Below are 17,538 nucleotides of genomic sequence, written 5' to 3'. Positions count from 1 at the left end.
CGCCTCCTGTTTACTTTTTTTTTGGCTTCATTATGACTGTTTTTTGTTTATAATCCTGAATAAGACTTTAACTGAGACAAAATTGAACCATAAAAGAACATTCCATTTTAGGTTTTTTAAGTTTTTGTCCTAGTTCCTTGGCACATCAAAATAATTTGCAACCAAATCCCCAGCCTCAATAGGTCCTGAATAAAAGTAACCTTGAATGAGGTAACAATCCTTTGATATAAGGAAGTCAATTTGCTCGATTGTTTCTACGCCTTCTGCAATAACATTAAGGTTTAAATTATGAGCTAACGTAATAATCGTATTAGTAATCGCAGCATTCTTTTGATCATGACATATATCTTTAATAAATGAACGATCAATTTTCAGTGTGTTTATCGGGAAATCCTTCAGATAACCTAATGATGAATAACCTGTCCCAAAATCATCAATTGAAATTTTCACCCCAAATTCTTTTAAAAGTGACATCTTTCGTAATGTTTCGTCTGTCTTCTGTATGATTAAGTTTTCAGTTAGTTCTAATTCTAAATATTGCGGTGATAGCTTTGTTTCATTGATTATTTCTTTTACCATGTTAACAAAGTTTGTTTTTATGAATTGTTGCGCAGAAATATTTACAGACATTGTAATATCTGGATAACCTTTCATTTGCCACTCTTTTAATTGGTTACACGCCTTACGTAGTACCCATTCACCAATCGGAATTATTAAGCCTGTTTCCTCAGCCAGAGGAATGAATTCTCCAGGTGAAACCATTCCTCTTTCTTGGTGATTCCAACGGAGGAGGGCCTCAACTCCAAAGATCTTCTTGTTTCTATAATCAAATTGTGGTTGATAATAGACGCTTAATTCATCCGAATCCAATGCTTTATTCAAAGAATACTCTAACTTTACATTCTCAATTGTTCGATGATCCATTGTTGGTGTATAAAATCGATACTCGTTTCCTGCCATCTCTTTTGACTTATACATTGCAGTATCGGCCTTCTTAATTAAATCCTCAGGTTCTTCACCATCATATGGATACAAGCTTATCCCAATACTTGTTTTGACAAAGGTAGCAATCCCTTGTAAGTCAAACGGCTTTTCAAAAGCTTTGATCAATTTCTCAGAAAATGCTTTAACTTCTTTTTCACAATGTACGATAGGTAATATAATCGTATATTCATCACCACCTTGTCGAGAAACTGTGCAGCCTTTGTAAACACATTGATTTAATCTATTTGCGACTGCTTGGAGCAACAAATCCCCATAACTATGACCCAAAGTATCATTAATTGTCTTAAAACGATCCAAATCAAGGAATAAAACAGCCAACATTTCTTTATGAAGATGCGCATAAGCTAATCCTTGTTTTAGACGATCCTGAAATAATAGTCGATTCGGTAAATTAGTCAAGCTATCATAGTAAGCGTGGTAGTTTATTTTTTCCTCCATTTGTTTGCGGTAGGTTATATCTTTAAAAGTTATCACGTATCCAATCACTGTTTTTTCCTTCATTGTTGTAATCGCATACTCTACAGGAAAGAAAGTACTGTCTTTACGAATAAAAATTTCTTCGGTATTGATCATCATATGATTTTTGTTTTTCAAATAAGTCGCTTGTTCAAGCACAATACTAGTATTTTCTTTAGAAAAAAATAACTTATATGATTTGCCAATCAACTCTTTTTCCCTATAACCCAAAGTTGTTTCAGCTGCTTGATTACAAAAGGTAATTCTCCCAGTTATCCCAAGTCCTACTATGCCATCACCTGCTGAATTTAGAATTAATTCCTTCTCTCGACTTAGTTGTTGTAATCTTCCAATAACCCGTTCAAGCTCGTTATTCTTCTTTGTCAGTTCCAATGTCCGTTCTCTAATGATTTGCTCTTGTTTCTCCATAAAAATCATATGTGACAATACCGATGCAGCCACTTCTATGATTGATTGAGTAAGCTGAATCTCTGCATTAGGGTATATTTTTCCTTTATCATGCAACGATACAATCGCTATTACTCCTAAAATCTCCCCCATTGTTACAATAGGTAGCATTAACAATCCCTTTATACCAAATCTCCTGCAAGCGTGATGATTTGGTCTGGGATCAGATTCCACGTCCGGTACCAACACCGCTTTCTTCGTTTCCACAACCTCTCTAAAAAGATCGTCTGTTGTTTGATCAACTTTTAGAATGCTATGGGTTGCCTTCCAATCCTCTTCAGACCATTCACTTTCTTTACTTAGACTTGCTGGTTTTAATCCGCTTTTTTCTACCGGATCTAAAAGATGGGCACCAATGTTTTTGTTTTTCAATACTTTTCCGACGTAATAAAAGCACAAATCAAGAACTTCATTCATTGATGAACAAAGTGATAGCTCTCGCGTAACATCTAATAATAATTGTTTTTCAGAAATGAGATTTTCTTTTCTCGATAGATTATTGGCATTTCGAATCGCCACCGCAGCCATATTAACATATGCTTCGACCGATTGTATCTCAGTCTTTGTTAAATTCATATGAACCCCATGATTAAACAAAAAGACAAGCCCATAAACGTCTTCTTCATAATGAATAGGTAATGCTAATAACGAATTAATTTTGAAAGCCTGGATAGGGCCTTGATCTGGTCTAGAATCCATAGACGTATCTGGTATATAAATCGTTACTTTTTTCTCGAGAACTTCTTTAACTAATAAATCTTTTTCTGGATTAATGACAAGCATGTCGAGAGTCTTCCCATTAAAATTTTCTGGCTTCCCTACGTAACCATGATATGTACCATCACCTTCAGGTAAATAAATTCCTACTGAATCGCACCTAAATATTTCTACTGATATTGCTGTCACAACATGTTCTAAAACTTCACTTAACTCTAAATTGGTATTGATTAGTTTTGTTGTTTCTGCAAGACGTGAGTACCTAGTTTGTTCTTCAATCATTCTGTACCCTCCAAATAAACGTTAGCTTTCTTTTAATATATGTTTTTATTAGGCTCTTTTCTAAAAGTTTGTCGCTTTCAATCCTAAAAAAGTCAGTCATTGGATTTTTTGTATAAATTGAAATTATTACAAAGAAAATGTCTGGGTAATTATACTAAAAGAGCACGAAGATAGGCTAAATTCATAATGATGTACCCATTACGAAAAACAACATTCTGTGCGAAAACAGCCTTTTATTAATAGAGTAGAAATTTCAAAAGTAACAATAGGTAACACATAATCATTCTCTTAAAACATTTGCAAATTGAAAAATTAAAGTCAATGAATCTTTAAACCCTCTACGGTATTACCTTATTTTTACATTTTATTCATCTGACAAAATAATACAAATTCTTCTTAATTAAAGCATATTATATTCATCTCAATAAAAAAAGGTCCTAAGGACCAAGTTTTATTTTAATACTAGTCATAACGTCGTGTATCTAAAGGGATATTTTTCCTGTTAATAGGTTGTAAACTTAAAAAGCTTCTGAATTAGATAAAGAATGTACTTGAAAATTGGTAAGTCATCCTTATATTCTTTATAGTCAACCGTGTATTCTCCACCATTATTTGTCCACAAACGCTCAAAATAGCCTTGAACTTCAGTTACAATTTCTGAATCATTTGGTGCGATAATTTTTAGATTTGTTTCAAGATTATAGTCAGCTAAATTCCTTTCAGTATAGTTAGCAGAACCACCGATAATGATCGATTTTTCTTCTTTCTGAACATAAAGGAGTTTAGAATGAAACTGTTCTTTTCCTGTGTTGTACCATCTTATCTTTAGATTATCTTGAGTTAATTTAGTTAACTCTGCTGCAACTGGTAAATTTGGTAACCCTATTTTTTCCGAGCCAAATGCGTTTTGGTTTGGGTCTAGAATTAAATGAATTCTAACATCTTCTTTCGCTGCTCCTTTTAACGTTTCAAGAATATCTGTATCAGCTAAATAAAACATAGCAATCCAAATCGTCTCGCCTTCTTCAGCTGATTGAATTGCTTCTATCGCGTTTTTCTTTATTTTCCCTTCAGTTACAAGTTGTATAGCAACCTCACCATTCTCCGGTTGCTGCTTCTTCCATTTAGGGAGAGTATCATACCCGGAAAAACCAGCAACAGCTTGCTCTGATTCAAGTACATCACCTATAATATTCCCGGTTACCTTAAAGGCAATATTAGAATGATAACCACTCGCATTATGAGCATTTGCTGAAGAAATAATCGCCGCATCCTCCGTCACTATGACCTTTCGATGATTAGCCTTTAAGTTTAATAATTTATAATAAGATCTTGCAGTCACTTCCGGAGCGGAATCTGCTAGCGGATTAGCTAACCAACCATTACCTTCTTGTCCAAACCATTGTAAGCCGACTCTCCATAGCCCAGAATATATAGGATTTGGATCTCTTAATTTTTCTAAGTTTGTTAGTGTCACATGAACTCCATGTCTTTTTAACGTTTCAAACAAACCCACCTGATGTGAATTGTAGGATGTATTAATTTCATCTGTAAGTAAATGTACGCTTAAATTTGGTTTCTTCTCAATTTGTTTAACAATCGCTTTTGTTAATTCTCCACTGATCTGCGGATAAAATTCTCCTTTATCTATATATTCATTAAATAGAAACATATCTATCACAATATAATCCTCAGCTTGTCTAATCAATTCATGAATTCCTTCAAATATATGTTGATCATACATTATTCCATGAGGACCTTTATAGCTAAGGTCATATAAAAACTGAACATCTTCTACCATATACATCTGACTTTCAATTGAAATCCCTTCTGGAAGATCTTTGTAGCTATGATAAACACTTGTACATACGATAGTTGTGACAATTACTATAAACAACCAAATTTGCTTTTTTTTGAATATTGCTTTCAATTTTTTCATGTTTCCCCCAAGGTTTTTTCAAAAAAGAGGTTTACTCACGTGCTGTGAGTAAACCTCTTTTTGAAGTCTTATAACTATTTTTTTGTTAGATTACTAGCACATAAATTAGTTGAAATCGACATACTGTCGTTCGTATATAAGTAAGGTCTACCAATTTTTAGTAGCGCACTAGCTTGATTAGCATGTGGGACAACATATGTCGTTCATCTTCAGAACCTGCTCTCCATAGCTCTTGAAGAAGCTTTTCTTCTTGGTTGCGTGGATGCTCATATTTCGCTAAAAAATCTGCAACCTTTTTGGTTGCAAGTGCTAACTGCTCTTCAGTTAGCCCCATTTTCTTTCCCATTGCTACTTTATTACCTAAGAATTCTCTAAATGTTTCAAAGTTTGATAGGATTTCATCTTTTTTATCTTGTCCCAGTCCATTTACGGCCCGTTCCACTCGATCTAACTGTTCAGAATTTGTATTTTCATATTGGTGTTCCATTGAATCTCTCCTTTATCTTAAATTCAACGCCTCTTCATGAGTAGACATGTTTGTTTCAGTTAACTTAGAGGTCGTATCCAATACATTCGTTTGTATATCTTTGAAGTCTTCTTTTGCATCATCTGCTAATGATGCTGCCTCACTCGTGATATCTCTTGCCTCTTGAACAACATCACTATTAATTCGTTCTACTAAATACTTAGCTTCCTCCATCGTGTTTTTTAATGTATCTGTAGCATGTTTTACTTGATCAAGTATTTGTTCCTTAACTTCACCAGGATCATCTTTAACATTTTGTAACACATTCTTGGAAGTATCCTTCATATCAACAGCCTTCTCAGAAATGAGCCTTCTCGTATCTTTATTTAGTAGAGCCAGACCTCCACCAACTATTCCACCTATAATAATGCCTTTAAGTAATATGCTATTTTGTTCATTATCATTCACTACAGTAGGTTGTCCCATAATTAATTCCTCCTCTTATGTGATTAATCTTGCTATTCCCGCGAGAGGTAAAAGATAAACCTTGATAATCAGGGATGCTTAGCAAACGTAAACGATTTAAATTTCAATTAATAGATTAGAAACATAGATTAATCACTTAACTTCTATATTTATATCGTCCTCTCAATCTACTCATTTATTGTTTTAATTCACTAAACATATTAAAATATAAAAATGTGGTTTTAAAAATACAAAAATACTAGTTTACTTATTTGAAACCTTTCTACTTTTTAAACGTAATACTAATTGTCATATTAGAGAATACATCAATTCTTAGCTATGACTCATATCTTGAGGAGGAAATGTCATCATGATTAAAAAATTTTTTTCAGCAATACTTGTTCTTACTTTACTTTTCACACCTGTAGGTGGCTTTCTACTTGGTGATCAGTTAACAACAGCTAGTGCAAAAGGCTATAAATCTGGTAAAAAATCGTTTAATTCAAACACTACGAATAACAACAATCCATCTTTATTTAAAAAAGACGAGACGAATCAAAAATCATCTACAACTACAAAGAGTAATACAACAGCTAAATCGAAAACTGGTGGCTTAATGAAGGGATTACTTTTAGGTGGGGTAGCCGGATTCCTCTTAGGTGGAATGCTTAGTAACCTTGGGATCTTAGGATCGGTTATTGGTCTTTTCATCAATGTTCTTGCTATTTTTGCAGTAATTTTTATTATTCGTAAAATCTTTTCGATGATTAAGAACAAACGGAAAACAGAGGAAAACTCCATATGGGGAAAATAAAAATACCAGAACAAGACATTGTGAATGCTCTTTGTCTTCACATAGCACATAAACGACAAATCACACCCCAGGAAGTTGAGATTCAACTCCTGTATGATGATGACTATGGTTTTTCGGCCGAGTCATATATCAATGATCGAAAGCAAATTCTAATTACATCAAATATTATTGAAGCAATACGCTTTTGGCTTGAAACAGTCATGAAAATTGATCCTTTCACGGCCACAATAGAAATCATCCTTAACGATGAAGAAGGTATTATCGCATATGTAGAATGAGATTAAAATAATTTAAAGTAGGTGAAAAATATGCGCTCACCTAAAGTACTTCTTATTGGCTCTATTATTACTGACATTGTCCTTATTATTTACCTCATGACATTAGCTGATGATATTGGGCTCGGAATTGTACTTTTATTATCTGGACTTCTTCTAGGAGGTACCTTTATTACGTACAAGTTAATGAATCGTTATTGAGATTCATTAACTTTTTTTTTCATTATCAACTAAACAGGTATTTTACCTACTAACTCCAAAATCATTCAATCTAAAGCCACCTAAACTATCGTAGTTGTCTACCTTCATTTATTATTGTTGTTTTTCAATAGTGAAATAAGGGAAAGGAAGGATATCAAAGTAATCTATCTATTTCCCTAAGGAGTGTAATTCATGCTTACTGACAAACAACTATCAACTCTAAAAGAAGTGTTAACATCAAGCAAAGAAAAACTAGAAAAACGAAACAGTCGTAAAGACGAGTCTTTTCTAAGGAGAAGTCAGACTGAATCAATTGGCGAGCTTTCTTCCTATGATAACCATCCAGCAGAATTAGGTACCGAATTATTTGAGAGAGAAAGAGATATGGCAATAGATAGACATACAGATCAAGAAATCGAAAGTATAGATAACGCACTACATGCTATTTCGGAAAAATCCTATGGTAAATGTAAAAGTTGTGGAGAGCCGATACCCTTTGAGCGGTTGGAAGTAGTTCCTTCTACTTTATACTGTGTTGAACATTTTCCAGAACAAGCTAAAGAGAATTCTCACCCTATCAAGGAAGATGGCATAGACCCTGTCTTTGACAATCATTATCAGAATAGAAATGATGATCAAGATAGCTTTAAAGAAGTAGCAAGCTATGGTACTTCTGAGACAGCGTCAGACTTTACCGATGATCGTGATGTTTACCATACAGATGAAGATGATAATGGGTATACCGAAAAATATGAACGTTTTATAGGTACCGATATAAAAGGCAAAAATACGAAGGTTTATGGAAATAAAAAAAGATGAGTACACTGAGGTATTAGATTCCGAAAAAATTGAATCCAGCTTAGGGATCTTCCCTATACTAGAAGATGATTGTGTTGAAGATAAAAATAACAAATAACCAGAAGATTTTTTATTTAATTTCATACTAAAAAGCTTGAGAAATCTCAAGCTTTTTATAAACTATACAATTGTTGTAGGTGAAACACACTTACAAATAGTATAAGTTCTTAATAAGTCATCTCCGACTGCACATAGTAATATAAAAGGCTAGCTGTGTGCTGTAATGAAGAGAGATGTGTTCGTTCAAATGCATGTGAAGCATCAATCCCTGGTCCAATTAGTCCGTGAACGATATCATGACCTGCGCGTATCGCTGCTGATGCATCAGAGCCATAGTGCGGATAGATATCTATTTTATATTGAATTCCTTGCTGTTGTGCTATTTCTACTAATTTTTTCCTTAGTCCATAATGGTATGGACCACTAGAATCTTTAGCACAAATTGAAACAGTAAATTCATCTGTTGCTTGACCATCGCCAATTGCTCCCATATCAACAGCCAAATACTCAACAGTTTCTACTGGAATGTTAGAATTACCACCATAACCAATTTCTTCATTATTTGATAGTAGAAAATGCGTTGTATAAGGTATATTTAGTTTCTCTTCTGATATTTGTTTAATAAGTTGCAGTAGTAAACCAACACTAGCCTTATCATCTAAATGACGTGATTTTATAAATCCACTAGGAGTAATTTCCACCCTTGGATTAAAAGAAATAAAGTCGCCAACCTCAATACCAAGTTGATGAACATCCTCTTTACTATGTACTTGCTCATCTAATCTTACCTCAATATTTTTTTGGTTCCGTTCTAATTTTCCAGCTTCCTTATATACGTGTACTGATGTTTGATGCATAAGGATCGTACCTGTATAAATTTCCCCATTTATTGTTTCTATCTTGCAATATTCTCCTTCAATCGAGTTGTAATTAAAACCACCAATTAAGTCAATTTTTAATCGACCTGAGGATTTTATTTCTTTTACAATCGCACCTAAAGTATCTACATGCGCAGTTAACATTCTATGTCGCTCGTTATCAGCACCAGGAATTGTAATTACCAAGCCACCCTTATGGTTTCGTTTCATCTCTAATTTAAGGTCCTCCAAATATCGTTCAACAAAAGTAATTACTTGTTCAGTATTCCCAGATGGGCTTGGTATTTCTACGAGTTCTTTAATCAGAGAGACTGTTTCATTAATCTTTGTCATCACTTTGCCCCTTTCAAATAAAATAAATATTTCTCTAATCATACCAAATATAAATCACTGCTACGAATGTAACGGACATTTTACGATCCAATCATCAATTTTTTAAGGTTATCAAAGTTATGTTCATCAACCTAACAACCATCAATGAAATAAGATTCATTAATTTGTATTCCGAAAAATTTCTGCAATGCTGTTTCTAAAATAGGTCCTATTAACGTTTAGTAAGGGGTTAAGTTTATACGACTAACTTCTGGTAAACAAGGCAGAAATGAAAGTTTCGGAAGTGTAACCAAAATTATAACAAGGAATTTTTGGATAAGGAATAAAATAAAGGGAAATATAACATAAAGAAAATGAAGGAGGAATTCAATTATGCTTCTAACCAATGACATGGAATTTAAATTAAAAGGTACCTTTATTCCTAACATCAGTAATTCTGACAAATTAAAAATCTTAGAAGTAACAGAAGGCAGTGTCGTTATTCAAATGAATAAATCAAAGCGTAGAGGTGTGTTTCCATTAGATAGTTTTCAATATTGGATTAAACGAAATTCATTAATACATATTGATGAGTTAGAAAAAAAAACCTCGTGACGGGGAGAAATTTAATAGAGCTAATCTCAAAACTGCCATTCGAAATAGGGACTCTTAGTATCGATAAACCAGACTTTCAACTTATAAATTGATAATGTAATGAACAAAACTCCCTAAAAATCTAATACGATAACCCAGTAGATTTTAGGGAAGCTTTATTTAGTAGTAATCCTTTTGAATATGTTTGTATGAGGTGATTAAAAAGTTATTTCTTTAATAATAACCTCCAACTCCCCTCCAGGTGTTGATAATAACATTTTTTCTTTAGCTGAACGTAATAACAATTGGCTCCCCACAGGAGAAAGAAATGAAATAAATCCGTTATCTGGATCAGAAAACTCTGGAAAACAAATTGTATATTCTTCCACTTCATTGTCATCAATATAATTTAATAGCACCTTGCATCCAATAAATACCTTAGGGATATATTGTTGATCCTCTACTCCATTATTTAAGCTTGTAAGGAATATTTCTACTTCATAAGAATATGTAGTGTGAAATTCCTTGAACCTAGAACGATCAGATAAAAAATAAGTATCCAAAATTTCTGTGCCATTCTCATCAAAAAACACCAATTGATCGACAATTGTTTCTCTAAATGATAGACCTAACTTATGGTTCATAGTAGATTTCCCCCTGAGCGTGCTGATGACCCTTACATAATTTCATTTTAAATTCCATACATAACCCTCCAATATACATTTTTGAGATTATTACCCAATCTCAAAAACATCATAACATAGCCCTTATTAAGTTTCTATTTAAATGGTTATCGGTTATTTTTGCCTCTTATTACTCTATAATTAAGTTTTATCATTTTGCGATAAATCTAATAAATTTGTAGCATTAGTTGATTATTTATATTCTGGGCTATTTTTCTTTCTTTCATTACTTTATTGTTTATTCTTTCAGACTACGTTTTTAATTGTTATTATCTCTACTAGTTTAGCAACTTATGTATTTTGTACATTTATTGGATTTTTCTACCCTTTTGTATAAGATTTGGAGCAACACGAAATTCCTTTCACATATCAGTAAGTTTGTTTCTTGTCCTACTGTCAATTGGTTTACCTATAATAAATCAAATCGTTACAACGATGATACTAACAATAAAAAAGCTATTTACAATAGAAGGAATCATGATTTATGAGCCCACCAAACTTCTTATGGATTCACCAAGTTGGGGAATTTCAACTTTAATCGATGGCATTATCATCTTTTTTGTATTATCAATTGGTTATTTGCTTGGATCTATTGTTTAACGCTTTGGTCAACTAGGAGGTATCATTACTTTAGCCTCTATTCTTTTAATTATTTTTATACCTGTTGTTCAGTATGGGCTAAAGAATTTTATTAAAGGATTTGCTACTGGAGAAATGGCAATTAATTTTCTGTTATTATTAATTTTCAGTATAATTTTTCTGTTTATTAATTCGTTTATTATTAAGAAAGCAACCCCTACCCCTGCATTAGGTAGATGAAAAGAAGGTCTGACAATTGTCAGACCTTCTTTTCATGCTTTATTAGAACCAAGCTGCTCCAACAATAATTAAAAGAATAAACAATACAACGATTAGCGCGAATCCTCTACCTGCACCGTAACCGCCACCGCCATAGCCATATCCGCCACCACAGCCACCGCCATAACCACCGTATCCACCGTATCCAGTACCGAAACTCATTTGAACTCCTCCTTTAAGTGATATATTTAAAATTGCTCATTATTTAGTAACCAACGAAAGCTGCACCTACAATAATTAATAGGATGAATAAAACGACGATCAAAGCAAAACCAGAACCATAACCCGGAGTTGCACCACTCATAACAACACCTCCCTTTCGTTGTACTATTACAATATGAAACTTTGTACTTGTACGTAAGGGCATTCGCACAGTTCCTAAGTTTTTTTTTCATTATTAAACGGATGTTTGCCAAATTGTAAGAAATCTATTTAAACTGGAGTATGAGATTAATGTTAGAATGAGACAGTATCAAGAAAAATTGAAGATAGAAGGTGGAGAACTTGAAAAAAATTATCTTTATTATAAGTTTGCTTATTACATTTCCTGTTATAACATCAGCACATACCACTGTTTCCCAATCAACTCCTGGAAAGGATGAAGTAGTCACCGAACAATTGAATGAGATAATCGTGGATTTTGCTGGAGAAATCGAAAACAAAGGAACACTATCATTGGTGAGAGGAAACGAAAAATATAAAATTGAATCCTTAACATTTGCACCAAAACAAATGAAAGGCTCATTAACTACACCACTTGAAAATGGAAGCTATCAAATAGTTTGGAATACAGCTTCTAAAGACGGACATATTCTTGATGGTGAAATTCCTTTTACTGTTAACATTCCTGAAACAAAAGAAAATCAACTAGAAGATCCTCCACAATCAGAGGCTGAAAATAATATAGAAAAACAGAAATTGCAGGTTGAAGATAATACAGACGTAAAATCGAAAAAAGAGACTGTTAAAACCAGCAATTCGACTATTTCAACTGTTTCAGTATTCGTATTAGTCATCCTATTAGCATTTGGAATATGGATACTTTTGCGTAAAAAGAGGTAAGGAATGAATCAACTCATCCCAATTACAGAATATGTGTCCTACATGCTTTTTTCATATATAGTAGGTCATGTTGTCCTCCAATTTATACCAGAATCAAAAAAACCAGCTATTCAAACATCTAAACAGGGCTTATTATTATCTGTTTTAGGAATAATCATTTTAACCTTTTTACCAGTGCTACAAGTAATTTTATACTTTTCACCTGAAGGGGTATTAAATCTTAACGCTTATTCAATTTTGACTGAGTTTCAAATAGGCATAGCCTGGTTATATGGAAGCTTTTTCGCAGTTTTTTTATGGATGATTTTATATGTAGAAGGATCGAAATATTTTCAAGCACTTTTTGTCGTGTTAATGATTGTTTCCGTGGGGTATGCTAGCCATTCTTCCACTCTCGAACTGTGGCCAGGGCTCATTTCCCATTCTATTCATTATTTAACGATCACTATTTGGGTTGGTGTTCTAATCCATATCGGATGGCTTACTCATAAGGTCGAAAATTGGCATGCCTTTTTACGTTGGTTCACCCCCCTATCGATTATTTTATTCCTGATAACGATGGTAAGTGGCCTTTCCCTTATGTTATTTGTAGTAGAGTTAAAAGATTATGCTAATTCCTGGGTTTTACCATACGGTCAAATTCTATTAATAAAACATATTAGTATTGTCCCCGTCTTAACGTTCGCACTAGTTAATGGATTTTTATCTCGAAAGACAAGATTCGATACAAGTTTTGATGCGAAGAAATGGGTACAGGTAGAAACAATAAGTCTTATGATTATTTTTTTTATTACTGGAATATTGGGCACACTGCCTCCACCACATCAGGTAAACGCTACTGTTATTCAAGAAGGTCCTGCATTTTGGATGGATTTTTTACTCGGACAAGAAATTGTTGCACCATTTTCAGTTCATCTTACAACTGGGATTCAAAGTACACTCTTGCTACTCATTGCTTTTATCTTTTTAATCATGATTATTATTAGCTTTCTTAAAAAGCTTTCACCCTGGATTGCTTTGGGATTTGCGATTATCTTTATAATCGCAACATATCTTGGACTGATGATGTCTATTGTCATTAATTAACTAAAATAACAAGAGGAAGACTCCAATGCAACGAATAGAATCTTTGCTTTGGAATCTTCCTCTTGTTTATTAGACTATTTTCGCAAATATTGTTGTTTTTCGTAACAAACATATAGAAAAGAGCTTTATTAGAAGACTTAAAGAGGAATAGTAAATTTTCCCTTTTTACCATCTCTTTTGACGTTGTTTGTTTGTCCTTAACAAGGAAAAAATGATCGACATAAATAAATGTCGATCATTCTAAATTTATTACTATTCTATCGTATCTGTCCGTTGCCAGACATCATAAACTTAATTGTCGTTAATGCAGGGAGTCCCATTGGGCCTCGTGCATGAAGCTTTTGAGTTGAGATTCCAATTTCTGCTCCAAACCCTAATGCGCCACCATCTGTAAAACGGGTGGATGCATTATGATAAAGTGCTGATGCATCTACTAGACTCATAAATGTTTTAGCCGTACTCTGGTTTTCTGTTACGATTGCTTCCGAATGTTTTGTTCCATATGTTTCAATATGATCTATTGCTTCTTCTAGTTTGTTCACTGTTTTTACAGCGATGTCTAGACTTAAATATTCATTAGCCCAATCTTCTTCATCGGCAATTACTGAATCTGGAATGTATTTGCAGGCTTCTTCGTCACCATGTACTGTAATATTATGTTTCTTAAAAGTAGAATTTAGAATATCACTATTTTTATCAAGCCAATCCTTGTGTATAATTACTGTTTCTAATGCATTACACACTGCGGGACGGTCAGTTTTTGCATTAACAAGAATAGTTAATGCTTTTTCAACATCTGCTTCAACATCAATATATAAATGACAGTTACCAACACCGGTTTCAAGAACTGGTACTGTTGCATTATTTACGACTGCGTTAATTAAAGATCCTCCACCCCTTGGAATTAACACATCAATATGTTGTTTCATTGTGAAAAGTTGCTGTGTTGCTGCGCGGTCTGTACTATCAATAAATTGGACAGCTTCCTTAGGGATTTTTGTTTCATTTAGTCCCTTATGCATAACTTCCACAATCGCTTTGTTTGATGATAAAGCAGATGATCCGCCTTTTAACACGATGGCATTCCCTGATTTCAGCGCAAGACCAGTAGCATCTACTGTTACGTTTGGTCGTGCTTCATATATCATTCCAATTACGCCTAAAGGAACAGTTACCTTTTCAACAGCTAAACCATTTTCTAATGTCCAATTGGATAATACTTTACCTGTTGGGTCCTCAAGTTTTGCAACTTGGCGAAGTCCGTCAGCGAAATCTTTGATTCGTTCCTTCGATAATGCAAGTCGATCCATGTAAGCTTCATCGTACCCTTTTTCACTACCTACTAGTAAATCCTGTTCATTAGCATCAAGTATAATTTGATCATTCTTTTCTAACGTATCTGCTATGATGTTTAATGCTTCATTTTTTTCTTCAGTTGATAATAAACTAACTATTTTTGCTGCCTTTTTTGCTGCTATTGCTTGTGCTTCAACGGTTGAAATTTCCTTCGTAATAATTGGCATGCAATTCCTCCTTCTTAAACTCCAACAGGTAGAGATAATTCAAGTTCACAAACTAAATCATCGAAGTGGACAACTTCAATACTCTCAATCTCTTTACCGGTAATTTCACTTAATCTTTCTAAATCTTCATTAGAATAATTAACAACACCTAAACCAATTCTTTCTCCAAAATGATCTATTATTCGTATAACAGCACCTTTTTCAAAATGTCCTCTTACCTCAACGATATCAGATGAAAAGATACTATGTTTATGATCAGCGATGGATGTTCTTACATTTTGATTAATAACAAGTTCACCCTCAGGTCCTGAGTGGAAAGCAATCCATTGTTTTTTCTGGTTTAAATTAAACGTTTCATTTGTTATTTCAAAATACGTCCCTCTAGCAGATCCATATACAGCATCGCCTAATATACCAGGTTGACTTGCCTTCCCCAAGAAGGTTGAAATTCCTGATGCCATTGCAATCTTTACAGCATCTATTTTTGACTTCATTCCACCGGTACCAACATTGCTTCCCGATTCGCCAGCACCTTCTTCAATTTCAGGTGTTATTTCATAAACTTTTTCAAGTAATTTCGCTTCTTCATTTTTACGAGGGTCTGAATCGTATAATCCATCGATGTCAGATAAAATTATCAATTGATCTGCTTCAATTAGGCCGGCAACCTTCGCTGACAATGTATCATTATCGCCAAACTTTAAACGATCGACTGTGACCGTATCATTTTCATTTACGATAGGAATAATACCTCGTTCTAATAATACATTTAATGTATTTCGAACATTGTTATAACGATATTCATCAGAAAAATCACTTCGTGTAATTAATATTTGTGATGCTACATAACCATGTGATAAAAAAATTTCAGAATATGCTTCGATTAATAGCCCTTGACCAATTGATGCTGCTGCTTGTTTTTCAGGTAAAGATGTTGGTCGATCTATACAACCTAACTTACGATAACCTGCAGCAACTGCTCCAGAAGAAACAAATACGATTTCATGGCCTTCATCTTTTAATATAGCAATTTCATCAGCTAATTTTTCTAGTTTTCTACGACTAATTTCTCCATGACGGCTTGTTAATGAACTACTACCTACTTTTATTACAACCCGTTTGTTTTCGTTTTCTAGGGTCGACATTCAATCACTCCTGAATCATTATTAGTACATCTTGCACAAATCACCGACTAACCTCTGGTAAACAAAATACTTAGCACATTATACTAAAAGGTGTACTTTGCCTTCGTTGCTTTTAACATATGCTTATTACCAGGCTAGTCGGTTAAACGATCACAATAATTATTTATCGTTCATATCATTTATTTACTTGAACCAACTAATAGGCTTTCTTTGATTTGTTCACTTATTTCTTTAGAACGCTTTGCAGCATGTTCAACTGCTTTTGAAATAGCAATACCCCCACCATTCTCGTCGAGCGCTTGTAGCCCTGCAGCTGTTGTACCATTTGGAGAAGTAACATTTTCTCTTAAAGTGGAAGGTGACTTTTCCTGTGACTGTATCATTTTTGCTGCCCCTACAATTGTCTGAGCAATGATTTGTCTTGTTGTTACCTCATTAAGTCCTGCTTCAACACCTTGCTGTTCCATGTGCTCCATTAAATAGTAGAAATACGCTGGTCCACTACCTGCAAGACCAGTAAAAATATCCATGTCTTTCTCATGAATTGTGTAAACTTCTCCAATGCATTCCAGTAATTCTTGCACTAACTTTACATTTTCATCGGCTGTATTATGACCTGGGGATATAGCTGTAGCAGATTCACCTATCATACTAGACGTATTCGGCATCACTCGCACTACTTGCTGGCCTAAATGGAGATTTTCTTCAAGGTATGTTGTTGTTATTCCTGCCAAAACAGACAATAAGAGTTGATTCGGTTTTATAAGATCTTTAATATCGTTAAGCGCCTTATCAATATCTTTCGGTTTCATAGCTAAAATAAAGATATCTATTTTATCAAACTGTAGATTTTCACGTTTTATTCCTTTAATTCCATAGTTGTATTCTAAGACAGATAATCGTTCTTCATTTGAACGATTCGTTGCAATGATTTGTTTAGGAGGTATATTACCCGATTTAACTAAACCTGAAATCATCGCTTCCGCCATTGACCCTGCACCTAAAAATGCAACTGTTTTATTGTGTAGCATCTCATCTCTCCAATATCGTTCGTATTTTGTTCGTATCCGACGATTTAATACTAACATGATGAGATCCATAATCAAGGTCTTAAGGAAAGGTTGTAAGCATTTCTTCCAATTAGTGAGTGTAAGCGTTAACATTAGGAGTTATATCTTCATAAGAACGTCTCAGACTAATTAATCGCGTCTCAACCCTTATTTTCAAGAAATTATTTCACCAATAATTCTAAATTTTTATAAAATTAGTGAGTGTTAGATCCTTCATTACCTGAGTTATTATGATTGTGGATTTTATGAATAGATAATTCCTTAAGGGGAATGAATCATTTCATGAGGATATATGAGTTTAGCTATTTTTAACGTTGAACATATCTAAATATTTTAAATAGATGGATTGATCTTTTCTGGTTATCTAAAAGCATCTTACAA

General features: G+C 33.8%; 18 protein-coding genes and 1 pseudogene. 8 read left to right on the top strand and 11 right to left on the bottom strand.

What is annotated here, in order from left to right; genetic code table 11:
- Nucleotides 1–129: 129 nt before the first annotated feature.
- From AC6CHR_RS21960 to AC6CHR_RS21945, 4 genes are all read right to left on the bottom strand, one after another.
- Entirely contained in the window at nucleotides 130–2,928 is a 2,799-nt protein-coding gene (locus tag AC6CHR_RS21960; protein WP_498251191.1) for a sensor domain-containing phosphodiesterase, read from the bottom strand.
- Nucleotides 2,929–3,430: 502 nt separating this feature from the next.
- Nucleotides 3,431–4,867: a phospholipase D family protein gene (locus AC6CHR_RS21955; protein ID WP_498251189.1), complete on the bottom strand. Its 1,437-nt coding sequence runs from the start codon at nucleotides 4,865–4,867 to the stop codon at nucleotides 3,431–3,433.
- Nucleotides 4,868–5,024: 157 nt separating this feature from the next.
- Nucleotides 5,025–5,354: a DUF3243 domain-containing protein gene (locus AC6CHR_RS21950; protein ID WP_498251188.1), complete on the bottom strand. Its 330-nt coding sequence runs from the start codon at nucleotides 5,352–5,354 to the stop codon at nucleotides 5,025–5,027.
- Nucleotides 5,355–5,366: 12 nt separating this feature from the next.
- Complete coding sequence (locus tag AC6CHR_RS21945) at nucleotides 5,367–5,819, bottom strand: hypothetical protein (protein ID WP_498251187.1); 453 nt, start codon at nucleotides 5,817–5,819, stop codon at nucleotides 5,367–5,369.
- 349 nt (nucleotides 5,820–6,168) lie between these two features.
- Between AC6CHR_RS21945 and AC6CHR_RS21940 the strand changes: the two genes are divergently transcribed.
- From AC6CHR_RS21940 to AC6CHR_RS21925, 4 genes are all read left to right on the top strand, one after another.
- A complete protein-coding gene (locus AC6CHR_RS21940) occupies nucleotides 6,169–6,612 on the top strand; it encodes a hypothetical protein (protein ID WP_498251186.1) in 444 nt (147 codons plus the stop codon).
- Nucleotides 6,600–6,890, top strand: a complete 291-nt coding sequence (locus AC6CHR_RS21935) for a YxcD family protein (RefSeq protein ID WP_498251185.1) — start codon at nucleotides 6,600–6,602, stop codon at nucleotides 6,888–6,890. Before AC6CHR_RS21940 ends, AC6CHR_RS21935 begins: the two co-directional genes overlap by 13 nt.
- A gap of 30 nt (nucleotides 6,891–6,920) precedes the next feature.
- Complete coding sequence (locus tag AC6CHR_RS21930) at nucleotides 6,921–7,088, top strand: hypothetical protein (protein WP_498251184.1); 168 nt, start codon at nucleotides 6,921–6,923, stop codon at nucleotides 7,086–7,088.
- A 192-nt stretch (nucleotides 7,089–7,280) separates the two neighbouring features.
- Complete coding sequence (locus tag AC6CHR_RS21925; RefSeq protein WP_498251183.1) at nucleotides 7,281–7,907, top strand: TraR/DksA C4-type zinc finger protein; 627 nt, start codon at nucleotides 7,281–7,283, stop codon at nucleotides 7,905–7,907.
- 206 nt (nucleotides 7,908–8,113) lie between these two features.
- Here the strand turns inward: AC6CHR_RS21925 and AC6CHR_RS21920 are convergent, their stop codons facing one another.
- Entirely contained in the window at nucleotides 8,114–9,157 is a 1,044-nt protein-coding gene (locus AC6CHR_RS21920) for a M42 family metallopeptidase (protein ID WP_498251182.1), read from the bottom strand.
- Nucleotides 9,158–9,529: 372 nt separating this feature from the next.
- Between AC6CHR_RS21920 and AC6CHR_RS21915 the strand changes: the two genes are divergently transcribed.
- The gene (locus AC6CHR_RS21915) at nucleotides 9,530–9,751 is read left to right on the top strand and encodes a hypothetical protein (protein WP_498251181.1); all 222 of its coding nucleotides are present in this window, start codon (nucleotides 9,530–9,532) and stop codon (nucleotides 9,749–9,751) included.
- Nucleotides 9,752–9,948: 197 nt separating this feature from the next.
- On the opposite strand, the gene AC6CHR_RS21910 is transcribed toward AC6CHR_RS21915, so the two are convergent.
- Entirely contained in the window at nucleotides 9,949–10,374 is a 426-nt protein-coding gene (locus AC6CHR_RS21910) for a GreA/GreB family elongation factor (protein WP_498251180.1), read from the bottom strand.
- Nucleotides 10,375–10,791: 417 nt separating this feature from the next.
- Between AC6CHR_RS21910 and AC6CHR_RS21905 the strand changes: the two genes are divergently transcribed.
- Complete coding sequence (locus tag AC6CHR_RS21905; RefSeq protein ID WP_498251179.1) at nucleotides 10,792–11,013, top strand: hypothetical protein; 222 nt, start codon at nucleotides 10,792–10,794, stop codon at nucleotides 11,011–11,013.
- 261 nt (nucleotides 11,014–11,274) lie between these two features.
- On the opposite strand, the pseudogene AC6CHR_RS21900 reads toward AC6CHR_RS21905, so the two are convergent.
- Together AC6CHR_RS21900 and AC6CHR_RS21895 are read right to left on the bottom strand one after the other, a co-directional pair.
- A pseudogene (locus AC6CHR_RS21900) lies at nucleotides 11,275–11,358 on the bottom strand (YjcZ family sporulation protein); the annotation flags it as partial.
- A gap of 118 nt (nucleotides 11,359–11,476) precedes the next feature.
- Nucleotides 11,477–11,575: a YjcZ family sporulation protein gene (locus tag AC6CHR_RS21895; RefSeq protein ID WP_498251178.1), complete on the bottom strand. Its 99-nt coding sequence runs from the start codon at nucleotides 11,573–11,575 to the stop codon at nucleotides 11,477–11,479.
- Nucleotides 11,576–11,775: 200 nt separating this feature from the next.
- On the opposite strand from AC6CHR_RS21895, the gene AC6CHR_RS21890 reads away from it, so the two are divergent.
- Together AC6CHR_RS21890 and AC6CHR_RS21885 are read left to right on the top strand one after the other, a co-directional pair.
- On the top strand, nucleotides 11,776–12,333 hold the full coding sequence (locus tag AC6CHR_RS21890) for a copper resistance CopC family protein (protein ID WP_498251177.1): 558 nt from the start codon (nucleotides 11,776–11,778) through the stop codon (nucleotides 12,331–12,333).
- Nucleotides 12,334–12,336: 3 nt separating this feature from the next.
- Nucleotides 12,337–13,419, top strand: coding sequence for a CopD family protein (locus tag AC6CHR_RS21885; RefSeq protein WP_498251176.1), 1,083 nt, complete (start codon nucleotides 12,337–12,339; stop codon nucleotides 13,417–13,419).
- Between the two features lie 257 nt (nucleotides 13,420–13,676).
- Here the strand turns inward: AC6CHR_RS21885 and AC6CHR_RS21880 are convergent, their stop codons facing one another.
- The 3 genes from AC6CHR_RS21880 to proC all read right to left on the bottom strand — a co-directional run bounded on the left by AC6CHR_RS21880 (nucleotide 13,677) and on the right by proC (nucleotide 17,118).
- Complete coding sequence (locus AC6CHR_RS21880) at nucleotides 13,677–14,942, bottom strand: glutamate-5-semialdehyde dehydrogenase (RefSeq protein WP_498251175.1); 1,266 nt, start codon at nucleotides 14,940–14,942, stop codon at nucleotides 13,677–13,679.
- A gap of 14 nt (nucleotides 14,943–14,956) precedes the next feature.
- Nucleotides 14,957–16,087, bottom strand: a complete 1,131-nt coding sequence (gene proB, locus AC6CHR_RS21875; RefSeq protein ID WP_498251174.1) for a glutamate 5-kinase — start codon at nucleotides 16,085–16,087, stop codon at nucleotides 14,957–14,959.
- 179 nt (nucleotides 16,088–16,266) lie between these two features.
- On the bottom strand, nucleotides 16,267–17,118 hold the full coding sequence (gene proC, locus AC6CHR_RS21870) for a pyrroline-5-carboxylate reductase (RefSeq protein WP_498251225.1): 852 nt from the start codon (nucleotides 17,116–17,118) through the stop codon (nucleotides 16,267–16,269).
- Nucleotides 17,119–17,538: the final 420 nt, after the last annotated feature.

The sequence above is a fragment of the Metabacillus sp. GQ13 genome, assembly GCF_059758525.1.
Note: the sequence above shows the minus strand (reverse complement) of the source record. Positions and strands in the feature narration are given on the sequence as shown.

What these genes read in the sequence shown, in the direction of transcription:
- AC6CHR_RS21895 (WP_498251178.1), bottom strand. Translation starts at nt 11,575, where the DNA reads ATGAGTGGTGCAACTCCGGGTTATGGTTCTGGTTTTGCTTTGATCGTC.
- AC6CHR_RS21910 (WP_498251180.1), bottom strand. Translation starts at nt 10,374, where the DNA reads ATGAACCATAAGTTAGGTCTATCATTTAGAGAAACAATTGTCGATCAA.
- AC6CHR_RS21960 (WP_498251191.1), bottom strand. Translation starts at nt 2,928, where the DNA reads ATGATTGAAGAACAAACTAGGTACTCACGTCTTGCAGAAACAACAAAA.
- AC6CHR_RS21930 (WP_498251184.1), top strand. Translation starts at nt 6,921, where the DNA reads ATGCGCTCACCTAAAGTACTTCTTATTGGCTCTATTATTACTGACATT.
- AC6CHR_RS21940 (WP_498251186.1), top strand. Translation starts at nt 6,169, where the DNA reads ATGATTAAAAAATTTTTTTCAGCAATACTTGTTCTTACTTTACTTTTC.
- AC6CHR_RS21955 (WP_498251189.1), bottom strand. Translation starts at nt 4,867, where the DNA reads ATGAAAAAATTGAAAGCAATATTCAAAAAAAAGCAAATTTGGTTGTTT.
- proB (WP_498251174.1), bottom strand. Translation starts at nt 16,087, where the DNA reads ATGTCGACCCTAGAAAACGAAAACAAACGGGTTGTAATAAAAGTAGGT.
- AC6CHR_RS21925 (WP_498251183.1), top strand. Translation starts at nt 7,281, where the DNA reads ATGCTTACTGACAAACAACTATCAACTCTAAAAGAAGTGTTAACATCA.
- AC6CHR_RS21920 (WP_498251182.1), bottom strand. Translation starts at nt 9,157, where the DNA reads ATGACAAAGATTAATGAAACAGTCTCTCTGATTAAAGAACTCGTAGAA.
- AC6CHR_RS21880 (WP_498251175.1), bottom strand. Translation starts at nt 14,942, where the DNA reads ATGCCAATTATTACGAAGGAAATTTCAACCGTTGAAGCACAAGCAATA.
- AC6CHR_RS21935 (WP_498251185.1), top strand. Translation starts at nt 6,600, where the DNA reads ATGGGGAAAATAAAAATACCAGAACAAGACATTGTGAATGCTCTTTGT.
- proC (WP_498251225.1), bottom strand. Translation starts at nt 17,118, where the DNA reads ATGCTACACAATAAAACAGTTGCATTTTTAGGTGCAGGGTCAATGGCG.
- AC6CHR_RS21950 (WP_498251188.1), bottom strand. Translation starts at nt 5,354, where the DNA reads ATGGAACACCAATATGAAAATACAAATTCTGAACAGTTAGATCGAGTG.
- AC6CHR_RS21885 (WP_498251176.1), top strand. Translation starts at nt 12,337, where the DNA reads ATGAATCAACTCATCCCAATTACAGAATATGTGTCCTACATGCTTTTT.
- AC6CHR_RS21915 (WP_498251181.1), top strand. Translation starts at nt 9,530, where the DNA reads ATGCTTCTAACCAATGACATGGAATTTAAATTAAAAGGTACCTTTATT.
- AC6CHR_RS21945 (WP_498251187.1), bottom strand. Translation starts at nt 5,819, where the DNA reads ATGGGACAACCTACTGTAGTGAATGATAATGAACAAAATAGCATATTA.